This is a genomic window from Paenibacillus sp. JT22N12 (assembly GCF_056269365.1).
This window is the reverse complement of record NZ_JBWDNU010000002.1, coordinates 1,268,935-1,289,273: the sequence shown is the minus strand read 5'-3', so window position 1 is coordinate 1,289,273 and position 20,339 is coordinate 1,268,935. Positions and strand designations below refer to the sequence as shown.

Here is a 20,339-nt window from a genome sequence, read left to right as displayed (position 1 = left end):
CCACTAGAAAATACTTCAAGTCCGTCAAAAGCAGACTTTTTTGCAACTTTTTCATTTCACTCTGCCTTTAAGCTTATATACATATGCCAGTACTTCTGCCACAGCTTGGAACAAATCAGCCGGAATCGTCTCTCCGATTTCCGCTCTTTCATATAAAGCTCTGGCAAGCGGCTTATTTTCCATTGTGATAACGCCGTGCTCCTTCGCCGCTTCCCTGATTCTCAAAGCGACAAAATCCATACCCTTGGCGACAACTGTAGGAGCTTCCATTTTGGAACTGTCATACTGCAGGGCAATAGCAAAGTGAGTCGGGTTGGTTATAACGACATCGGCCTTAGGCACATCCTGCATCATCCGCTGCAGCGCCATTCTGCGCTGGCGTTCGCGAATCTTGCCCTTGATGAGCGGATCGCCCTCGGATTTCTTGTGTTCATCCTTAATGTCCTGCTTGGACATTTTCAGGCTTTTCTCATGCTCATATTTCTGATAAAGAAAATCGAAGACGGCAAGTATGATCAAAACGGCGCCGATTTCCAGTCCGAGCCGGATCGTGATGCTGGCCACATAGCTGAATATGCTCTCCACCGGAACGCGCGCAAGCGATAGAATATGACCGCGTTCATTCCATAGGGTCAAATAGACGATGAGTCCGATCACAAGCAATTTCAAAATATTTTTGACAAATTCGGCAACCGAGCGCATGGAAAATATATTTTTAAAACCTTTGAGCGGGCTAAGCTTGCCGAGGTCCATTTTCAGGGATTCACCTGTCAGCAAGAAGCCAAACTGCAGATAATTGCCGAGCAGCGCCACGATAATGGCAATGGCAAACATCGGCGCCAGCAGCATCAACCCCTGCATGATCAAATCGGAAAACATGCTGATCACATTGCCAACCGATACATCCATCAAGAGATCCTGTTCCAGCATCAGACCAAACATGAGGATAAGCCGCTGCTTGTAATAACCGCCCAGCATGATGAAACTAAAAAAAATGAACATCATGATGAACGCGCCGGGAAGCTCGTGACTTTTGGCAACTTGACCTTTTTGGCGGGCTTCATCCCTCTTTTTAGGCGTTGCACGCTCCGTTTTTTCCTGTGAAAACAGCTGTAAGTCGAGCGTCCAACGATACGATCGCATGATCGTGAGCCCTCCTTGCCTTAAGTTGCCGGATTTCGAATGATGCCCAGCAGTTCTTGAATGGCTGCGAATAATTGCGAGAACAAATGTTCAAAGATGGCCAGCATACCGGGAAGCAATATAACGAGCATAAGCAGCCCGATGATGATTTTGAGCGGAATGCCGATAACAAACACATTATATTGCGGGGCCGTGCGCGCAAGAAAACCAAGCCCGACGTCCGCCAGAAACATGGCAACCACAATCGGCGCGGACATTTGCAAGGCAAGCATGAAGGTTTCAGCAAATGTATGGACAAGAAAGGTAGAAATGCTGCCATTATAGATATGGCTGAACAACGAATTCGACAGCGGTATCCATTCATAACTGTCTAGTAAAGCCATAATCAGAAAATGATGACCGTTCACGGATAAAAAAATGAGGGTCGCCATCATAAATTTCAGATTCGCAATCAATGGCGATGAAGCCCCTGTCATGGGATCTATGACATCCGCGATGCCAAAGCCGATCTGCAGATCCATAAATCCGCCGGCGGTCTGAATCGCAGCAAAAAATAGATAAGCTGTGAATCCCAGCAGGACACCCGCCAATATTTCGCGAATGATCGCGAGAATAAACGAGGCATCCGGTACGACGGTTTGCTTCAATCCATAGGTCATGAACACGATGATCGATAACATAAAACAAAACCCGATTTTGAACGTCGTCGGCACCGTTCGCGTAGAAAAGACAGGAGCCACGACGAAAAATGATGTTATTCGACAAAAAATAAGCAAAAAAACTGGGAAACCTTGTACGAACACCTCCATCGATTCACAGCCTATCCGATGTATTTATATAAATTATTCAGCAGATTGTAAGTGAAATCGACCAGCGTGTTCAAAATCCATGGACCAAACAGCAAAATCGAGAGCAGAACGGCGACTATTTTCGGGATAAAACCAAGTGTCTGCTCCTGAATCTGGGTCGTCGCCTGGAAGATGCTTACAAGCAGCCCTACTACAAGACCAAGCACCAACATGGGTGCGCTAGCTTTAAGCACCGTGTATACCGCTTGCCCAGCTAAACCGATAACAAAGTCTGAACTCACGGCTGTACTCCTTCCCTGACAGGCATTACGTGTTGAAACTTAGCAGCAGCGACCTGACAATCAGATACCACCCATCGACAAGAACGAACAGCAGGATCTTGAACGGGAGTGAAATCATGACCGGCGGAAGCATCATCATCCCCATTGCCATCAGCGTACTGGCCACAACCATGTCGATGATCAGAAACGGAATAAAAATCATAAATCCCATTTGAAACGCCGTACGCAGCTCACTCAAGGCATAGGCAGGAATGATAACCGTAATCGGGATGTCCTCATAGGTTTCAGGCTTCGCGGTCTTGGTATAATCCATAAACAGGAGCAGATCCTTCTCCCGTGTCTGGTTAAACATAAATTTCTTCATCGGTACTGCCGCTTGGGAGAGCGCCTCGGTCTGCGTCAGTTCTCCCTTCAGGTAAGGCTGCAGGGCCACATCATTCACTTGCCCCAGCGTCGGGGCCATGATAAAAAAGGTGAGGAACATGGCCAACCCGATTAAAACCTGATTAGGCGGCATCTGCTGCGTACCGAGTGAGGTACGGACAAATCCCAGCACAATAACAATCCGTGTAAAGCTGGTCATCAGAACAAGTATAGCCGGCGCCACACTGAGCACGGTAATGATCAGCAGCAGCGAGATCGCGCTTGTTCCCGGACTCTCCCCGTCGTCGCCGATATCCAGACTGATGTTGGGCAAAGGCTCGGCAAAGGCATGAGATCGAAACAAAAGCGCCATCAACTGGATTGCCAAAAACGATAGTATGATTTTTTTGTTCATTCATCCAACAACCGATCATTATGATTTTGCTCTTTAAGCAGATCTTCCACCTTTTGCTTCTGATCCGATTGACGCTTCATCTTGCTCTGGAGCAAATCCTGAAATGAGGATGCTTCTTGCCAAGGTTCGTCCGATGGCCCGGAAGACTCCCTCCGGTTCCGGAAACGGTTCAGGAAATCCGTGACGGATGGGGAATTCCACTGGCGCCCATTCTGCAGCTCAATCGCATCCAATATGGCCATTGCGGCTTCGGGATCATCTATTTTATCAAGCAGCGTAATGCTGTCAGCCACACCAACAACATAAACGCGGCCGGATAGTTCAAGCACCTGCAGTGACTTGTTCTGGCCCAGCGGAATTCCGCCTAATGAACGAAGAGCCCGGTTGCTTCCCCAACCCCGGTTCTTGTGGGAAAGCCACTTGATCAGAAGGACAATCAGGCCGATTACCAGGGCAAGAGCGACAATAACCCATATCAGGTAACCAATGCCGGGTCCGGCAATATCCCCAGGCATCTCATCATTTACTGCCGCCGCTGCTGATACATTCGCCGTCATTATCCATCCGCCAGCTACAAATCCCGCAAGCCTTAACCCGCTAATTTGTTTCATAAGCAAACTAACCGAGCGTTTTCTTGATGGCTTCTATTACCCGGTCAGCTTGGAACGGCTTAACAATAAAATCCTTGGCTCCCGCTTGAATGGCGTCGATAACCATAGCCTGCTGCCCCATGGCGGAGCACATAATAACTTTGGCATTGCCATCGATTTTCTTGATTTCTTTCAGTGCCACAATACCGTCCATCTCGGGCATCGTAATATCCATCGTGATCAGGTCGGGCTTTAATTCCTTGTATTTCTCAATTGCCTGTGAACCGTCCTGTGCTTCTCCGACTACCTCGTAACCATTCTTTGTTAAAATGTCGCGGATCATCATTCTCATGAACGCAGCGTCGTCTACGATCAAAATGCGGTTTGCCATCGTTTGTTCCCCCTAATTGTTTGTGCAACTGGATGTTATTGAAGCTTTGCAATACGATCCCATTGGCTGACGATATCAGTGACCCGGACGCCAAAATTCTCATCGATAACGACAACCTCGCCTTTGGCGATCAATTTGTTATTGACCAGAATGTCGACCGGCTCTCCTGCAAGCTTGTCCAACTCAATGATCGAACCCTGCGACAACTCAAGAATATCCTTAATTTGCTTTTGAGTTCTACCTAATTCTACTGTGACTTTAAGCGGAATGTCGAGCAATAAATTCAAGTTTGAATCATCCGGCTGAACGTAATTCGCACCCTGAAAATTCGCGAACTGCACAGGCTGTACGTTAACGTTCCGATTCGGCATTCCACCGTAGGTTTGCGGTCCATTTTGCGGTGGTACAGCGTACTGCGGCGGCATTGGAGGAACATTCGCAGCAGGCGGTGCCATTGGTGCTTGCGGCACTTCCGGGGCTGCAGCATAGGCTGGCTGTCTCGGCGGCTCTGAATAAGCTGCTGGGGCTGCTGGGGCTGTCGATGCGGCAATCGGAGCCGGATCGCCAACGCCTCCCATAAGCGTATCAACCATTTCCTTAGCGAACGGAATAGGCAGAAGCTGCATAATAGTAGAGTCGATCAGATCGCCAATCGTCAAACGGAATGCAATTTTAATGAAGGTATCATCAGGCGGGAGCTGATCCACCCCTTCACCGTTGGAAATGTTCAAAATATCAATGCCCGGAGGCGAGATATTGACAAACCGATTAAAAATCGTGGACATGGATGTCGCTGACGATCCCATCATCTGGTTCATGGCTTCCTGTACGGCACTGATATGAATCTCGTTCAAAGCTTCCTCCGCCGGATTCCCATCACCGCCAAGCATCAGATCCGCGATAATTTGCGCATCCTTGGTTTTAATGACAAGCGAGTTGATCCCTTGAAAGCCATCCACATAATGAACGGAAACGGCAACATGCGGTTTCGGAAACTCTTCATCAAGCTGGGTGCGCGTAATGATCGAAACCTCCGGCGTTGTAATATCAACTTTCTTGCCGAGCAATGTGGATAACGCAGTAGCCGCGCTTCCGAAGGTGATATTGCCGATTTCCCCGAGGGCATCCTGCTCCATGGCATTCAAATACTGGTTAAGTTCCTGCTGGTTCCCCTTCGAATCCGGCATGTCCGGCATATCGGAGGATTGACGCAGCAGGGCATCAATTTCTTCTTGTGATAAATAATCTTTACTCGTCATAGTCGTCCTCCACTCCTTCACTGACCACTTCATCGATTTGCACAGCCAAGCGATCCTTGACTGAACCCGGACTGCCGATAAATTTCAATTTATCGCCGACCTTCAGATCCAGTCCCTGACCGATCGGTTTATTCAATGCGATAACATCTCCTACCGCAAGACCCAGAAACTCACGGATCGAAATACTGGATTGACCAAGCTCGGCCACAATCGGCAGCTTTGCTTTGCTGACCCGCTGTTTCAGCACTTCTACCTCTTCCGGAGCACGTGTTTTCTTCTGTGATACAAACCAATGATGGACAGAGAGTCTCGGCATAATCGGTTCGATGACAACATGCGGTATGCACAGATTAATCATCCCCGTCGTATCGCCAATCTTCGTACTCAATGAAATCAGAGCGATCGTTTCATTGGGAGAAACGATTTGCATGAATTGCGGATTGGTTTCCAGCGCTTCCAGCCTTGGCGATATATCGACAATCGTCTTCCATGCTTCCTGGAGGCTCTCAAAGGTACGGCTGAAAATCCGCTCCATGATAATGGTCTCGATCTCTGTCAGCGCATTGATCTTGGATGGGGCGACACCCTGGCCTCCGAGCATCCGGTCCAGCATCGCATACGCAACATTGGGGTGAACCTCCATAACCATCCGGCCTTCAAGCGGCTCTGCTTCGAAGATATTCAGGATCGTCATCTTCGGAATGGAGCGGATAAATTCATCATAGGGCAGCTGTTCCACCTGGACGACACTAATTTGCACAAACGTACGAAGCTGTGCCGAGAAATAAGTCGTCAAATATCGCGCGAAGTTCTCGTGTATCCGCGTAAGGCTTCGGATATGATCCTTCGAAAAACGGACCGCACGCTTAAATTCGTAAGAGCGAATTTTCTTCTGCGTCTCTTCCTTTTTCAGTTCTTCCGCATCCATCTCTCCGGATGATAAAGCAGCAAGCAACGCGTCAATCTCGTTCTGCGATAAAACATCAACCAACTATTTCACCCCCTTCAATGGAATGCTCTTTAAGCCTTATAGCTACAGTTTGGTTACGATAAAGTTTGTGATCTCCACTTTTATAAGTTTGCCTTTTGGCAGCACAGGATTAATCAGATTGAGCAGTTTGGAGCTCAGCTCGTCTTTTCCCTTGGAGCCGTTGATCTGCTCAGGCGTCATGTCTGAAAGTGTACGGATGATGATCGGACGAATTTGGATTTCTTTTATTTTGTCGAAATCTTCTTTGGTTGATTTCTTGTCCATCTGAAAAGCCAGACCCATTACAGCAATGTAATCGGGTTCGGATAGATTGGTCTTGATATCGGTCAGCTCGCTGGTCACTTCGACCCGCTCGTCGGCGTTAAGCTTCTCCACCTTCACGCTATCCGCGTTGCTTGCCGCTTTGGCAGCAGAGTCTTTTGGCTCGTCTCCGCCCATTAAAGATTTGTATAAAATAACAGCTACAACTGCGATAAGCGTTATCGCGAGCAAAATCGTAATTAACCAGGGCAGCATTTTCTTCATGTCAAAGGTCCCTCCGTTTGTCCGCTCTTAACGTTCGCCGCATAGACGCCGATAGAGTGAAGATAAGCCTGCATGGAGGAAATCACTTCAGTTGCTTTCTCCAAAACCAATATTTTTTTCCCCGTTGTTAGCGTAATAAGGGTATCCGGGGTCTCTTCGATCGTTTCAATGAGAAGCGCGTTAATATAAAAATGTGTTCCGTTCAAACGCGTTACGTTAATCATGGGCTCCCTCCCCTAACCTGTCAGGGAGACATCAATGTCTCCCCTACGGCATCCTGCCTATCGTTTTAAGTTAACTACCTCTTGCAAAATTTCATCGGATGTGGTGATAATCCGCGAGTTGGCCTGGAATCCGCGCTGCGCCACGATCATCTCCGTAAATTCGGAGGTCAGGTCAACGTTTGACATTTCCAGCTGTCCGGCTATGAGAGCTCCTGTTCCCGCTTCAAGATCGCCAGGGAATGTCAGCGTCTGATCGTCGCCCTCCGGGTTGGCATTTTGCGTCACTTTATACAAGCTGCCTCCGATCTTCTCAAGGCCTGAAGGATTGACTACTTTCATCGCAGCTAACTGGGCAATGACTGAACTTGTGCCATCAGGAGCCACACCAATGACAGAACCATCCTGTGCGATCGAGAACGATTTTACAGCTGCAGGATCCATAACGATCTGAGCCCCGCCACTGTCCAGCACGAACAGTCCGTCACCGTTCACAAGCTGTCCAAGCGCATCCACTGTAAAATTACCGGCCCTCGTCAAGTACCTTGTCGTACCGTCGTCAGGGGAAACGACAAAGAATCCGTCTCCGTCAATCCGCACATCGGTTGGAACATTCGTCGTCATGGCACTGCCCGGCGTATGGATGGTATCAATGGAGCCAATCGCAACGCCCAGACCAATCTGCTTGGCGTTCACTCCGCCTGTAGTCGCATCTTCAGGGCGTGTAACACCCGATACCGATTGACTCAGGATGTCTTTGAACATGACGCGCCCGGCTTTAAAGCCGACCGTATTCACATTGGCAATATTGTTGCCGATAACGTCAAGCTTGGTTTGAAATCCGCGCATACCCGATACTCCGGAATACATCGATCTTAACATGCTTGTTTTGCCTCCTCATTCGTTCTGGTTTCGAAATCCATTCCATCCGGCCGCTTCCGTCGATCAGCGGCTAATTGGCTTCCTCCATGAGGTCCAGCCTTTTCGTTTATGAGACAATAACTGCGCTGTCGATCTGGGTAAATACATTGCCCTGAAGCGAGCTGCCGTCAAGTGCAGTGACTACCGTTCGGCTTGGAATGTTCACGATCATGGCAATATCCCGATAAACAACCAATGAATCCTTGGCCCCTTTTGTAGCAGCCTGGTCAATCGCGTTCACGATTTTGGTCAGCGTTTCTGGCTTGAATGAGATCCCCCGCTGCTCCATCCGCTGCTGCGCGTGATGGCTGAACTTCAGAACATTGCGGTCCAGAACCTCCTTGAACGATGCGGCTCCTGCCGTCTTTTCCTGCGGCGGCGTTTTGCGCAAGCCAGGATTCGTATTGGATAAGCTAAGATGGCCAATTTTTATCTGGTCATTCATGGGCAGGCTCACCACCTTCGGCGGCTGGGTCGCCACTTTCTGCAGGCTGCTCATCGCCTTCACCGGCAGGTTCCCCGGCATTGGTGATTGAAACTATGTTGTCCAGGTTGATATCTTGATCGCCTATCCTGGCATACTGCACGCCTTCGGTGACGATAATCGAGTCTACGATTCCGGTCTTCGGAACAAGCTCTCCGTTCTCCCCATTCTCATACCATTGAACTTCCTTGCCGATCATCGTCGAGGCCATCCCGAGATTCTGGCGGAGCTTGGTTAATTCCCCTGACATGCTCATGAGCTGCTCAACGGATGAGAACTGTGCCATTTGAGCAATAAAATCTTTATCTTCAAGCGGCTGCATGGGATCTTGATTCTGCAGCTGAGTGAGAAGAATACGTAAAAATTGATCTTTTCCAAGTGTGTCGTCTTTTGGTTTGGCCGCAGCATTTTGCACATTGCTGGAAGAGTAGTAAGGCCATACATTGCTGGTTGAGATCGCATCATTCGCCATTCTCGCTTCACCTCCATTCCTTAAAGCATTTTGCAAACCCGGTTAATCCTTACGCTCTTGCATGAATTCCACGGCCCAGACCCATGTGACGGTCCACAGCCTGATCAACAGCCAATTCTTCCAAATCCGTATCAAAATTTGATATACCGCCGAGTGAGTCATCTTTTCCCTTGCCGCGCTTGCCGGTCTGCTGGTCTCTCCCGCTTTGCCCCTGACGATCCTGGAACAGACTGGTTTGAACCGTGTTCTGCGAAACTTCAAGCTTGTCCACTTGAAGACCTTGTGTCAGCAGCGAAGCACGCAGCTGAGCCATCTGGTTCTCCAGCATATCCTTGGCTGCTGATGTATCCGTCATAAACATTGCAGTCAACAAACCGTTCTGGACGGTAATCCGCACATCAACTTGTCCCAGATGCTCCGGAAACAAGGAGATGCGTGCTTCCGATATACCATCTGCCGACGAAACATGAAATTGCTTCACGATCAGATTTTGCATGTTTTCAGCAAACTGCTGGACCGGAACAGGCTGTGCGAGAAGCGGCTTGGCCATTTGGATGTGACGCTGCAGCTCCTGATTGGCTGTAACAACCGGCGTTTCCGTTCCAAGGCCCTCCGCGATTGCCGCTCCAGGGTCCTCCGCCGTCAGCACCTTCTCCTCAGAAGACGCATCGTTCGTCAATACGCCAACATGGAACAATTGATGAGCCATCCGCTGCAAGTGTACGTTCGGTGCTGGTGCTGCCGTTAATATGGGACGAAGAGAATCAAGCACTTCCTCGCTTATTTCCGCAAAAGCCTGGGGCAGGGCAGCAGTATGTTTCTTGCCGTCCAGTTTTTGCTCAAGCTCGGTCAGCTGTTGGCCTACCGCCGCGAGCAGGTCGCGATTTGTTTTGCCGTTTTTTCCCTGCTGAAGCAAGGATCGGAGATCAACAAGGGCATCCTGAAGACCGGCTTTAAGCACAACAACCGCCTCGCTATTATCCACTTCAGGAACAACCGGCGGCTGTGTAGAAGGTTGGACCGCAGCGGCAGACAGCACATTGAGGAGCGGCTGAACAACTGCGGCTGTGGCTGAGCCTGTGACCACATCGACCTGGATTGGTAAGTTAGTGGTCGGAAGCTGTTCATTCTCCGTTCCGCCAGACTCAGCAGCAGGATCAGTAACGGGCTGCGGGATGAGCGGAACAGCACCAAGCATGGCAAGCAAATCCTCAACCTGCTTAAGCGCATCCGTCAAATCCTCTTTGGATACCGACGTATCTCCATCTTCCTCATCCAGGGAATCCAGCTTCTTCAGAAGTTCTGTAATGGCGGCGATCAAGTCGGCCGCTGAAACATTTTCGCCGAGCAGCGCAGTCAGCTGGGCAGCATCCATCATTTTGCCAGTGGAAACTCCGCCTTCTGCGGCTTGCGAAGTCCCAGCATTACTGCCTGTAATGGTTTGGACTAAGGTTTGGACAAAAGCATCGCTTCCGGACTGCTTGGCTGAAGCCGTGCCAGCCTGTGCCGAAGATGCGCCGGGTGCCGCTTGAGAAATAGGCATTTGCATTTTTATTTCACCTCCTTTCCAAGAAGCCCCTCGATAGGCGCATATCCCTACTTGCCTGTCATCAATTTCGAAACAAGCTGTGCAGTAATATCTTTATTCAAGCCGGACATGGCTGCGACAATTCGGGATCGAGCAGCGTCATCCACTGTATTTAGAATGCGAAGTACCTTGCTCGGACTTACATCGGCCATTTTCAGCAGCAAATCTGCCGCGCTGTTGGCGTCCATGGTGTTGAAGGTTGCCTTGAGCTGATCCTTGTCCAGCACAGTTACCGTTTGTGCGGCGGCCGTGTCCTGCTGCTTGATGCGCGCCTGCAGCGCTGCGATCTGGCGGTCCTTGGCGGTCTTGCCATCCTTAAGCATGACAGTTGCGTCAGCCGCGACCTTCGGGGTCATTTTCTCCAAAATTTTCACACGGTCATCCGGACGCATGGCATCAAGGACGAGCACAGCCTCTTCGATTGTCATACTTTCCAGAATCGGGGCCGCCTTGCTCGGTGTAATTTTGGCATACATACTTGCCAGCTCAACGATTTTGTTTTGATACTGCTCATCGTCCAGCTGCTTGGCCGAGTTAGATGCCTTAAGCTGATCGACCTCAGCCTGCAGATCCTTGATTTCCTGTGTCTGCTTCGTCTTGGCTTCTTCCGCCTGTCTAAGCGTTGCATCCTTCGCAGCAATCGAAGCCGTCAGCTCGGCAATCTTGGCTGTATTGTTTGTATTGATTGTTTGTTCCTGATTCTTGTCGTTCTCCTCGCCGGCAACCGACGGCTCAGGGAGAACGTCTCTCAATAAGGGAATCGCATTACCTGCCTCAAGCGCCTTATTCCGCAAATCGAAATCAAACAAAGTAACCAGTACGCCAAGCAGTACAATCGTAAATAAAATAGGGGTAACAAAAAACATAAACTTCTCAAAACCGCTGTACCCTTGCTTTTCATTCTCAATATCCGCCAAGTTTACCCCTCCCTCGGGAACTAATATCCCGATTCGTCAAGCTGGATTTTTCATCATCGGGCTGCAGCTACGAAGCGTACTGTCGCCATTTCATCGAGTTCATTCTGCTCTTTTGTCTGGATCACCGAACGAAAGCGGTCAAGCGCCCGTTCCTTGGATTTTTGCCAAACCTTCTCATCCATCATCTTGCCGCTGAGCACCGTGCGGCTGTCATCCACTTGCCTTTGGGCCTGCTTGACATCCATCTGCTTGCGCGCGATACATGCATCCACATAATCAACATACCGCTGCATAAGCAGCAGCTCCGAGAGAGCTACAGCCGTCGTGGATGCATCATGCAAACGTTCACTCCATGATGCCCTCTCCTGAAACAACTGCCCGAGCGTCATCTCTTCCGCCTGCAGTTTGCCGATTGCTGCCGACAGCAGCCATTCCGCTTGTGTTTTCTCACTGGACTTAAGATCGACGATTTTCTGATAAGCATAATGAAAGCTGGCCATTATCCATCATCATCTCCTGCGTACGGTTATTTAGGGTGAAAATCAGAAATCAGCCGCTCCTGCGCCTCCTGATAATCCACCTTTTCCGATGTCTTCTGGCGGGTGAAAGCTCTTATGGACTCATTGGAATCAATTGCCTTGTCGATTTCCATATTGGATCCGCGCTGGTACGCCCCAATATTGATCAGATCTTCCGAATCCTTATATATCGCCATTAATCGTTTCATCTCATTCGCTGCGTCCTGCTGCTCTTCAGGCACAATTTCTTTCATGACCCGGCTGACCGATGAAAGAATATCAATGGCTGGAAAATGTCCTTTGTTGGCCAAATCCCTACTGAGCACGATATGTCCGTCCAGAATGCCGCGAACGGCATCGGCTATAGGTTCGTTCATATCATCACCATCAACCAGCACGGTATAGAAAGCGGTTATGGAGCCCTTGGGCCCCGTACCTGCCCGCTCGAGAAGCTTCGGCAGATTCGCAAATACAGACGGTGTGTAGCCTCGTGTGGCCGGCGGTTCGCCGATGGCAAGCCCCACTTCGCGCAGTGCCATCGCGTAACGGGTGACCGAATCCATCATCAGCATCACATTCAATCCCCGGTCGCGAAAATACTCGGCTATCGTGGTGGCGATCAATGCACCCTTGATGCGGATAAGCGCCGGTTGATCGGATGTCGCAACAATTACAACAGACCGGGCAAGTCCTTCCGGGCCGAGATCCTTCTCGATAAATTCGAGCACTTCCCGTCCACGTTCACCGATCAGGGCGATGACATTGACGTCAGCCGATGTATTGCGGGCAACCATCCCGAGCAGGGTACTTTTTCCAACTCCCGAGCCCGCGAAAATACCAACACGCTGTCCTTGTCCGATTGTCAGCAGTCCATCAATGGCGCGGACGCCAATACTGAGCGGATTCAGAACACGCGGTCGGCTGAGAGGATTACTCGGTATGTTATGCGTTGAATAATGCGGCATCCGGCTGGAAACAAATGAACCGTCAAGAGGCTGTCCCAATCCATCCAGCACTCTTCCGAGCAATTCGGATCCAACCTGCACGGTCAGCGGTTTTCCCGTACCCACCACATCGCAGCCGGGACCGATCGACTGAAGCTCGCCAAGCGGCATCAGAATAACTTTATTATTGCGAAAGCCTACAACCTCCGCTTTGAGAGGCTTGGCGGATTTTACCGGATAAATATAACAGACATCGCCGATACTGGCGTCAGGGCCTTCCGACTCAACGGTAAGTCCGATAACCTGCGTCACTTTTCCGTTAACGCGTACGGGATCGATCGATCTCATATGCTCAATATATTTTGAAGCATCCAACTGTTTAGTTTTCATCAGCCTGCCCCCGCTCTTCTGCCTGCAGGGTCAGCTGGATCAGCTCACGCTTGATCTCGGATAGCTGGGTATTGATTCTGGCGTCGATGCTTCCGAATGCGGAGCGGATGACGCAGCCAAAATCCTTGACTGACACATCCGGCACAATCTGCAGCTCCGCCTGCGAATCAATCGCCAGGCTCAGCTCCTCGCGCGCTGCCTGTACAAAGGTCAGCTGCTTGGGAGATACACAGAGAATAATGACTCCCTGTTCTCTTCTGCGCTCCAGCGACTTGCGAATCAGCTCCAGCGACCAATCCGGGGAAACCGTCAGCTGCCTGGCAATGATTTTCTCGGCAATTGCGGCGCTCAGCTCTACCAGGAAAGGCTCGGATTCCTGAATGATCTGTTCCTTTGTCTGATAAGCGGATTCCAGAATGGATTTGGCTTCGGTTAGCATCGACTCCCAGTGGGCCCGCACCTCTTCCTCTGCCTGTGCCTTGCCTTCACTGTGACCCTGACGGGAGCCTTCCTCCCGGATCTGAGCGAACTGCTGTTCATCCTGCAGGCGCCGCTCCAGCCACCAGCCGTCGATTTGATCATTGGCTTCCTGGTACATCGCTTCAATCTGCTGGCTTGATTCATCAATACGCTGTTTGGCAAATTCCTCGGCATCCGACAGGATCTGATCGCGAAGGGAGATCGTCTCTTCATCGGCCACTGGCTCTGCCGGCTCCTCGGCATTTACTTGTCGGGCTGCATATTTGTTGTACCATTCCAACCGTTTGAGCTCTTCAACTGAAATGACATCAGAGGACTTGAATAGTTTAGACAATGATGTCATCTCCTCCGCCGCGCGCGATGATGATCTCTCCTGATTCTTCAAGTCTGCGGATTGTGGCTACGATACGGGTCTGAGCCTCTTCAACATCACGCAGTCTGACAGGTCCCATATATTCCATTTCTTCCTTGAAGGTCTCCGCCATACGTTTGGACATGTTCTGGAAGATCGCTTCACGAACTTCTTCACTTGCCACTTTAAGCGCAAGCTGCAAATCGGCATTCTCGATATCCCGGATAATCCGTTGAATCGAGCGGTTGTCGATATTGACGATATCCTCGAAAACGAACATCCTTTTTTTGATTTCTTCGGCCAGTTCCGGATCCTGAATTTCCAGCGCATCAAGGATTGTACGTTCCGTACCCCGATCGACGCCATTTAATATTTGAACAATTGATTCAATTCCACCTGCACTGGTGTAATCTTGAGTAACGGTAGCTGAAAGCTTCTGTTCGAGTATGCGTTCTACCTGTGAAATCACCTCTGGCGAGGTACTGTCCATCAACGCAACTCTCCTTGCCACATCCGCCTGTTTTTCCTGCGGAAGCGAAGAGAGAATTTGCGCGGACTGTTCCGCCTGCAAATAAGAAAGCACGAGTGCGATGGTCTGGGCGTTCTCATTCTGGATAAAATTGAGAATTTGACTTGCCTCTGCTTTACGGGCGAAATCAAATGGGCGCACCTGCAAGGTAGCTGTCAGACGGCCGATGACCTCCGATGCCTTCTGTTCGCCAAGCGCCTTCTCCAAAATTTCTCTGGCATAGGCGATACCGCCTTGCGATATATATTCCTGGGCAAGACAGATCTGATGAAACTCGCCCAGAATCGTTTCTTTGTCAATCGTATCAACCTTGCGTACATTGGCGATTTCAAGGGTTAGCTGCTCGATCTCCTCGTCCCTCAAATGCTTGAAAATTTGAGCGGATACTTCAGGCCCTAGTGAAATTAACAAGATAGCTGCTTTTTGCCGACCACTGAATCCTTGTGATATTCTCGCCACCTGGGCCACCTCTATTCATCAACAAGCCAGGTACGGAGTAGATTAACAAACTCCTCTGGTTTACGTTTAGCAAGTGTCTCAAGCTGCTTACGTACCTGGCTCTCATTGTTAACAGCATCAAGATCAATCGTCGGATATTCCACTTTACCGGGAACGACGAGATCATCCTCTTGAGCTGCGTTTTGTTTACGGCGACGAACCACCACGAAGACAAGGCCGGCAATGATAGCCAGCGCTGCAAGGCCGATCCCGATAAGCCATCCTGTGGATAAACCAGATGCCGAAGCATCGCTGCTGGTGCTGGCAAATGTTTGTCCAATAACTGCAACCTTTTTCGCAATTAATACGTCATCATTTACATCCTGGCCGGATTCGATCAGCTGCGACCGCACGAGGGAAGTAAGGAAGGCATTCATCCCGTTTGTCGTATCAACATCCAGCCTCGTCTTCTCAACACCGACGCTGATTGACAAATCCTTAATTACATAGGGTCCTGATTCGATTTGGCTGTTGATTCGATTCACTTCATAATTCGTGGTCTGGGAATTCTCTTCAGAGCTCCCTGCTCCGCCTCCATCTGTGGCCTGATAGCCTGGAACATCCGTTGCACCGGTTCCCGCCACCCCGCCGGCAGCACTTGAGCCTGTTGATGTTTTGCTGTCTGATTGCTCGCTGATAATAATGCCATTATTACTGTTGTTCGGGAGCGGCTCTACCAGCTGCTGATCAGTCTTCTTCTTGTCAAAATTAATGGTGCTTTGGACATTCACGACCAAATTGTCCATACCGACCATACGGCCTAAAAATTGCTGAATATTACGTTTCAAATCGGCTTCGTATTTATGCTGAATTTGATAGTGGGTTTCCAAAGCAAGTGCACTTCCAGCTGCACTTCCGCCGACACCAGTCGAGGCAAGCAGTTCTCCTTCTGGGCTGGAAATGGTAATATTATCGACACTTAAATTGGGGACGGCTGTTTTTACCAGATTGTAGTACCCGTCTACTTCTTTTTGTGATGGCCGGTAACCTGGCTTGAAATCCATCATGATAGAGGCAGATGCTTGTTCCTTCTCTTCTGTCGAAACAAACACGCTGGTTTCTGGCAAGTTGACCAGAACGTTGGATTTCTGAACACCCTGCATATTATTAAGGAGCTGCTGAATCTCGCCGTTTAAAGCGTTGCGGTATTTCACATCAAACTCACGATCCGTTGAACCGAACATCGATCCACCGGCATTGAAAGCTTCAAATCCGATCGATCCATTTTGCACAAGTCCCTGAGAGCCGGCTTCCACCTTGGCCTTGGCAGCGTCGGCGGATGGAACGGAAATCGTCGTTCCGCCATTCTCAAGCTTGTAAGGAATTTTATTCGTATCCAGATAATTCATTACTGCAGCGGAATCCGTACTGTCCAGATCTTGAAAGGCCACTTCATACTGGGTTCTGGAAAAAAAGATGGTAAGCAAAATCACGGAAAGCAGCAGGACCCCGACAGACGCACCAAGCAATATTTTCTGATTCTTCCCCATTGCATTCCAATACTGGGCAATTCTCCCCCGATATTGGGCGAATTTCTCGTTCACAATTCCACCCCAATCATGTGCTATGACTCCTCAAGAAGTAGGTATTACACTTGCATTCGCATTATTTCTTGATAAGCTTCTATCACCTTATTCCTGATTTGAGAGGTTAACTGCAAACTGAGCTCCGCTTGCGAAGAAGCAATCATTACTTGTGAAACATCTACTTGTCCCAGCATGAACTGGTCCGTTAATGCCGAAACATTCGATTCTTGAGCGCTGACTCCGTCAAGCGCATTTTGGAGAAAATCCCCGAAGCTTTGCGTCATTTCCGCCGGTGTTGCTTTCTCGCTGACTGGATTTATATTGGTCAAGCGGCTTGACAGCACCGGACTAATCGTTGCTTGATTAATCACTGGAATCCCTCCGTATTATATCTGTTAGATTTAGTTTTAACTTCTGCCAATCTCAAGTGCCTTCGTAAACATGCCTTTAGTCGCATTCAATGCCGTGACATTAGCTTCATAAGAACGTGATGCAGCGATCATATCGACCATTTCCTTCGCAATATCAACATTGGGCATATTCACATATCCATTGGCATCGGCATCGGGATGAGTCGGATTATAAACCAATTTGGAAGGGCTGCTGTCCTCCATGATGCGAACCGCTTTTACTCCACCATTGCCGGTACCGTTCAACTGACCGCTCATAATGCTTGAGAACGAAGGTTGATTCGGCTCAAGCACAACCATTTTTCTTTTGTACGGCTCGTATCGGCCATTGACAAAGCTTGCTCTGGTCGTTTCCGCGTTGGCAATATTGGAAGAAATGACGTCCATCCGCAAACGCTGCGCCGTCAGAGCTGATGCGCTGGCATTAAATCCGTTCGTCAGCTTCATCTGTTCTATCTCCCTTCAATTGCTGTTCGCATCATTTTGACATCATGGTTAACCTGCTGAATGTAGAAATTATAGGATAACTGATTTTCGGCAAGAATCGACATTTCACGATCAATATCGACATTATTGGAGTTGTTATTCATCACACTATTCTCATCCGTCACAACTCTGGGAGCAGGTACGGAAGAAGATGAGCCGATTGGAATATGGCGTGCATTCGTCCGCCTTCCTGCCAGAGCAGGCGTTCCATTGCTCAGACTCTGATCCAAAAGCTCCTCGAATGAAACGTCAGAACGTTTGTATTCCGGCGTGTCGGAATTGGCTACATTGTCAGAAAGGACACGCTGGCGCATTTCTGCAGCACTAATTGCACCCTGCAGCCTGTTGAAACCCGGGCTGTTCAATAACATGGATGAGACCCCGCTTTCTAATCTTGTCTGCTTCTGTTAATATTCAACAGAATTTTCCTCATTCCTGCTTCGTTCGACAAAAGAATATTAAAAAAATGAGAACTGATTGTCGATAAATGCCGTTAAATTAATATTCCTTAATTTCCTAATTTATTACAATAAGAAAAAAGCCCTATCTTTTTGAAAGATAGGGCTGAAAATCGGGATTTTAGGACTGCTTTTTACATTTCCTGTGTCCTCAGGCTTTATTTTTGGCCAATTCCTGCAGGAGCATCGTATTTAAAGTTTTTATATAGGTCCCTTTCATGCCTAAAGAACGAGTTTCGATTACACCCGCACTCTCCAGTTTGCGCAGCGCGTTAACAATAACCGACCGTGTAATACCTACCCGATCCGCTATTTTAGATGCAACGAGAAGTCCTTCCTTACCGTCCAGCTCTTCAAAAATATGCTCAACCGCCTCCAGCTCGCTAAAGGACAGAGAGCCTACCGCTACAGCTACCACCGCCCTGCTCCTTGCCTCGACTTCGATTTCTTCCGCACGCTCGCGAAGAATCTCCATGCCGACAATAGTAGAACCGTATTCAGCAAGTATCAAATCATCATCGCCAAAAGGCTCAGAGCTTCTCAGCAGCACTAAAGTTCCCAAACGGTCTCTTCCGCCAACAATGGGGACAACCGTCATTTTCTCATGACCGGCCATCATCGGGAACGCATCACATACGCCTTCATCAGGCTTGGCATTGGTAACCGTCTCCTGCATGCTCATGAAACGGTCATTGCATTCGGTTGAGAAACGCATGTCCTCAAGCGGCAATGCCCGAAGCTGCTCATGCTGGTAAGGTCCAACGGCGGCACAGCCCAGCACCTTGCCTCTGCGGCTGACCACAAATACATCCGCTTGTATGGTTGTGCACAGCACCTCCGCCATTTCCCGGAAATTGAGCGCCCCTCCGGCCGCACGCTGCAGCAGCCGGTTCAGCGTTCTCGTTTTTGCAAGTAAAATCATTACCTCTTCCTCCTACTTTCCACTCCGAGCCTTTACAAAATATATTGACTCAAATCTCTGTTTTTCGCAATGTTGCCCAGCTTCTCCCGGACATATTCCGGTGTTATGGTCATCTGGTCGAGCGATAGCTCAGGAGCTTCAAACGATAGATCCTCAAGCAGCTTCTCCAGCACGGTATGCAGTCTTCGTGCGCCAATGTTCTCCGTATTCTTGTTCACCTCTGCCGCAATGGATGCCAGCTCATGAATCGCTTCCTCAGAAAAATCAATGCGTATGCCTTCCGTTTCCAGCAGCGCCGTATATTGTGTTGTAAGGGCGTTTTTGGGCTCGGTCAGAATCTTCACAAAATCTTCAAGGGTCAAATTGGTCAGCTCCACCCGAATCGGGAACCTCCCCTGCAGCTCAGGAATCAGATCGGACGGTTTGGCAATATGGAAAGCGCCGGCGGCAATGAACAACACAAAATCCGTCTTTACCGGCCCATATTTGGTCATCACGGTCGAACCTTCGACAATGGGCAGTATATCCCGCTGAACGCCTTCGCGCGAAACGTCGGGACCCGAGCCTCGCGAACCGCTGGCGATTTTGTCAATTTCATCGATAAAAATAATTCCCGACTGCTCGGCCCGGCTTACGGATTCCGCAATCACATCATCCATATCAATCAGTTTGTTCGCTTCCTCTTGTGTAAGGGCCTTGCGGGCTTCTTTTATCGGCAGCTTTCTTTTCTTCGTGCGCTTGGGCATCAGCTGGCCGAACATTTCCTGGATGTTCATCCCCATGCCCATTCCTTCGCCGCCTTGCCCGGACAGCATATCAAGCATATTCGGAGAGGAATCCTCCACTTCGATTTCAATGATTTCCTGCTCCAGCTTGCCTGCGAGAAGCTGTTCCTTAACCTGCTTTCTGCGATCCAGAATCGACTCGCTCTCCTGCGGCTCTTCCTGCGGCTCCTTGGCGCCCGAATTACCGCCGAACAGCATTTCAAGCGGGTTTTTCTGCGCTTTGGATTTGGATGCGGATGGCACCAGCATGGACACGATACGCTCATTTGCCAGTTCTTCCGCCCGGTCACGGACCTGCTCTGTCCTCTCGGACTTGACCATACGGATTGACGTTTCCACCAGATCGCGTACCATCGACTCCACATCGCGGCCGACATAACCGACCTCTGTGAATTTGGTAGCCTCCACTTTAACGAACGGAGCCTTCACGAGCTTGGCCAGACGTCTGGCAATTTCGGTCTTGCCGACTCCTGTCGGCCCGATCATCAAAATATTTTTCGGCACAATTTCATCACGCAGCGTCTCGTCCAGACGATTTCTCCGGTAACGGTTGCGCAGCGCTACGGCCACCGATCGTTTCGCCTGCTTCTGACCTACAATATATTTGTCAAGTTCCGTGACTATTTGTCTCGGCGTCATCGCTTCGTTTACCATCGATTATCCCTCCACAT

The 20,339-nt window shown here is 49.5% G+C and carries 25 protein-coding genes; all 25 read right to left on the bottom strand.

The genetic code is table 11. The annotated features are described in order from the left end of the window. Positions 1-51 precede the first annotated feature (51 nt). The 25 genes from flhB to hslU all read right to left on the bottom strand — a co-directional run bounded on the left by flhB (position 52) and on the right by hslU (position 20,322). Entirely contained in the window at positions 52-1,143 is a 1,092-nt protein-coding gene (gene flhB, locus AC0YOA_RS11315) for a flagellar biosynthesis protein FlhB (RefSeq protein WP_475767725.1), read from the bottom strand. Positions 1,144-1,163: 20 nt separating this feature from the next. Then, complete coding sequence (fliR, locus tag AC0YOA_RS11310; RefSeq protein WP_475786596.1) at positions 1,164-1,952, bottom strand: flagellar biosynthetic protein FliR; 789 nt, start codon at positions 1,950-1,952, stop codon at positions 1,164-1,166. An 11-nt stretch (positions 1,953-1,963) separates the two neighbouring features. Then, positions 1,964-2,233, bottom strand: a complete 270-nt coding sequence (gene fliQ, locus AC0YOA_RS11305) for a flagellar biosynthesis protein FliQ (protein ID WP_210041183.1) — start codon at positions 2,231-2,233, stop codon at positions 1,964-1,966. Positions 2,234-2,258: 25 nt separating this feature from the next. Beyond that, complete coding sequence (gene fliP, locus AC0YOA_RS11300; RefSeq protein WP_475786595.1) at positions 2,259-3,011, bottom strand: flagellar type III secretion system pore protein FliP; 753 nt, start codon at positions 3,009-3,011, stop codon at positions 2,259-2,261. Continuing rightward, the gene (locus tag AC0YOA_RS11295) at positions 3,008-3,568 is read right to left on the bottom strand and encodes a flagellar biosynthetic protein FliO (protein ID WP_475786594.1); all 561 of its coding nucleotides are present in this window, start codon (positions 3,566-3,568) and stop codon (positions 3,008-3,010) included. The genes fliP and AC0YOA_RS11295 overlap by 4 nt, the downstream gene beginning before the upstream one ends. A gap of 61 nt (positions 3,569-3,629) precedes the next feature. Next, positions 3,630-3,992, bottom strand: coding sequence for a response regulator (locus tag AC0YOA_RS11290; protein ID WP_188992526.1), 363 nt, complete (start codon positions 3,990-3,992; stop codon positions 3,630-3,632). A gap of 35 nt (positions 3,993-4,027) precedes the next feature. Beyond that, entirely contained in the window at positions 4,028-5,251 is a 1,224-nt protein-coding gene (gene fliY / locus AC0YOA_RS11285; protein ID WP_475786593.1) for a flagellar motor switch phosphatase FliY, read from the bottom strand. Beyond that, positions 5,241-6,242 carry a flagellar motor switch protein FliM gene (gene fliM, locus AC0YOA_RS11280; protein ID WP_210041192.1) on the bottom strand — a complete coding sequence of 334 codons (1,002 nt, stop codon included), beginning with the start codon at positions 6,240-6,242 and terminating at the stop codon, positions 5,241-5,243. The genes fliY and fliM overlap by 11 nt, the downstream gene beginning before the upstream one ends. Before the next feature lie 42 nt (positions 6,243-6,284). Next, entirely contained in the window at positions 6,285-6,767 is a 483-nt protein-coding gene (locus tag AC0YOA_RS11275; RefSeq protein WP_210041194.1) for a flagellar basal body-associated FliL family protein, read from the bottom strand. Next, positions 6,764-6,991 (bottom strand): flagellar FlbD family protein, encoded by a 228-nt coding sequence (locus AC0YOA_RS11270; protein WP_210041196.1) that lies wholly within the window; start codon positions 6,989-6,991, stop codon positions 6,764-6,766. The genes AC0YOA_RS11275 and AC0YOA_RS11270 overlap by 4 nt, the downstream gene beginning before the upstream one ends. 57 nt (positions 6,992-7,048) lie before the next feature. Then, positions 7,049-7,870, bottom strand: a complete 822-nt coding sequence (gene flgG / locus AC0YOA_RS11265; RefSeq protein WP_210041198.1) for a flagellar basal body rod protein FlgG — start codon at positions 7,868-7,870, stop codon at positions 7,049-7,051. Between the two features lie 106 nt (positions 7,871-7,976). Then, positions 7,977-8,354: a TIGR02530 family flagellar biosynthesis protein gene (locus AC0YOA_RS11260; protein WP_475786592.1), complete on the bottom strand. Its 378-nt coding sequence runs from the start codon at positions 8,352-8,354 to the stop codon at positions 7,977-7,979. Further along, complete coding sequence (locus AC0YOA_RS11255; protein WP_210041202.1) at positions 8,347-8,865, bottom strand: flagellar hook capping FlgD N-terminal domain-containing protein; 519 nt, start codon at positions 8,863-8,865, stop codon at positions 8,347-8,349. The genes AC0YOA_RS11260 and AC0YOA_RS11255 overlap by 8 nt, the downstream gene beginning before the upstream one ends. Before the next feature lie 49 nt (positions 8,866-8,914). After that, complete coding sequence (locus AC0YOA_RS11250; RefSeq protein WP_475786591.1) at positions 8,915-10,414, bottom strand: flagellar hook-length control protein FliK; 1,500 nt, start codon at positions 10,412-10,414, stop codon at positions 8,915-8,917. Between the two features lie 47 nt (positions 10,415-10,461). Continuing rightward, complete coding sequence (locus AC0YOA_RS11245; protein ID WP_475786590.1) at positions 10,462-11,370, bottom strand: MotE family protein; 909 nt, start codon at positions 11,368-11,370, stop codon at positions 10,462-10,464. A 53-nt stretch (positions 11,371-11,423) separates the two neighbouring features. Next, the gene (gene fliJ / locus AC0YOA_RS11240) at positions 11,424-11,870 is read right to left on the bottom strand and encodes a flagellar export protein FliJ (RefSeq protein ID WP_475786589.1); all 447 of its coding nucleotides are present in this window, start codon (positions 11,868-11,870) and stop codon (positions 11,424-11,426) included. Positions 11,871-11,896: 26 nt separating this feature from the next. Then, the gene (gene fliI, locus AC0YOA_RS11235) at positions 11,897-13,222 is read right to left on the bottom strand and encodes a flagellar protein export ATPase FliI (RefSeq protein WP_475767741.1); all 1,326 of its coding nucleotides are present in this window, start codon (positions 13,220-13,222) and stop codon (positions 11,897-11,899) included. After that, positions 13,212-14,036, bottom strand: coding sequence for a FliH/SctL family protein (locus tag AC0YOA_RS11230; RefSeq protein WP_475786588.1), 825 nt, complete (start codon positions 14,034-14,036; stop codon positions 13,212-13,214). Before AC0YOA_RS11230 ends, fliI begins: the two co-directional genes overlap by 11 nt. Further along, on the bottom strand, positions 14,029-15,042 hold the full coding sequence (fliG, locus tag AC0YOA_RS11225) for a flagellar motor switch protein FliG (protein WP_475786587.1): 1,014 nt from the start codon (positions 15,040-15,042) through the stop codon (positions 14,029-14,031). The genes AC0YOA_RS11230 and fliG overlap by 8 nt, the downstream gene beginning before the upstream one ends. Positions 15,043-15,053: 11 nt before the next feature. Further along, positions 15,054-16,625 (bottom strand): flagellar basal-body MS-ring/collar protein FliF, encoded by a 1,572-nt coding sequence (fliF, locus tag AC0YOA_RS11220; protein ID WP_210041215.1) that lies wholly within the window; start codon positions 16,623-16,625, stop codon positions 15,054-15,056. A 44-nt stretch (positions 16,626-16,669) separates the two neighbouring features. Beyond that, positions 16,670-16,927, bottom strand: coding sequence for a flagellar hook-basal body complex protein FliE (gene fliE, locus AC0YOA_RS11215; RefSeq protein ID WP_475768401.1), 258 nt, complete (start codon positions 16,925-16,927; stop codon positions 16,670-16,672). 87 nt (positions 16,928-17,014) lie between these two features. Beyond that, a complete protein-coding gene (flgC, locus tag AC0YOA_RS11210) occupies positions 17,015-17,464 on the bottom strand; it encodes a flagellar basal body rod protein FlgC (protein WP_210041217.1) in 450 nt (149 codons plus the stop codon). A 5-nt stretch (positions 17,465-17,469) separates the two neighbouring features. After that, entirely contained in the window at positions 17,470-17,874 is a 405-nt protein-coding gene (gene flgB / locus AC0YOA_RS11205; RefSeq protein ID WP_210041219.1) for a flagellar basal body rod protein FlgB, read from the bottom strand. Positions 17,875-18,112: 238 nt separating this feature from the next. Continuing rightward, positions 18,113-18,883 (bottom strand): GTP-sensing pleiotropic transcriptional regulator CodY, encoded by a 771-nt coding sequence (gene codY, locus AC0YOA_RS11200; protein ID WP_210041221.1) that lies wholly within the window; start codon positions 18,881-18,883, stop codon positions 18,113-18,115. A 32-nt stretch (positions 18,884-18,915) separates the two neighbouring features. Continuing rightward, on the bottom strand, positions 18,916-20,322 hold the full coding sequence (gene hslU, locus AC0YOA_RS11195; RefSeq protein WP_475767752.1) for an ATP-dependent protease ATPase subunit HslU: 1,407 nt from the start codon (positions 20,320-20,322) through the stop codon (positions 18,916-18,918). Positions 20,323-20,339: the final 17 nt, after the last annotated feature.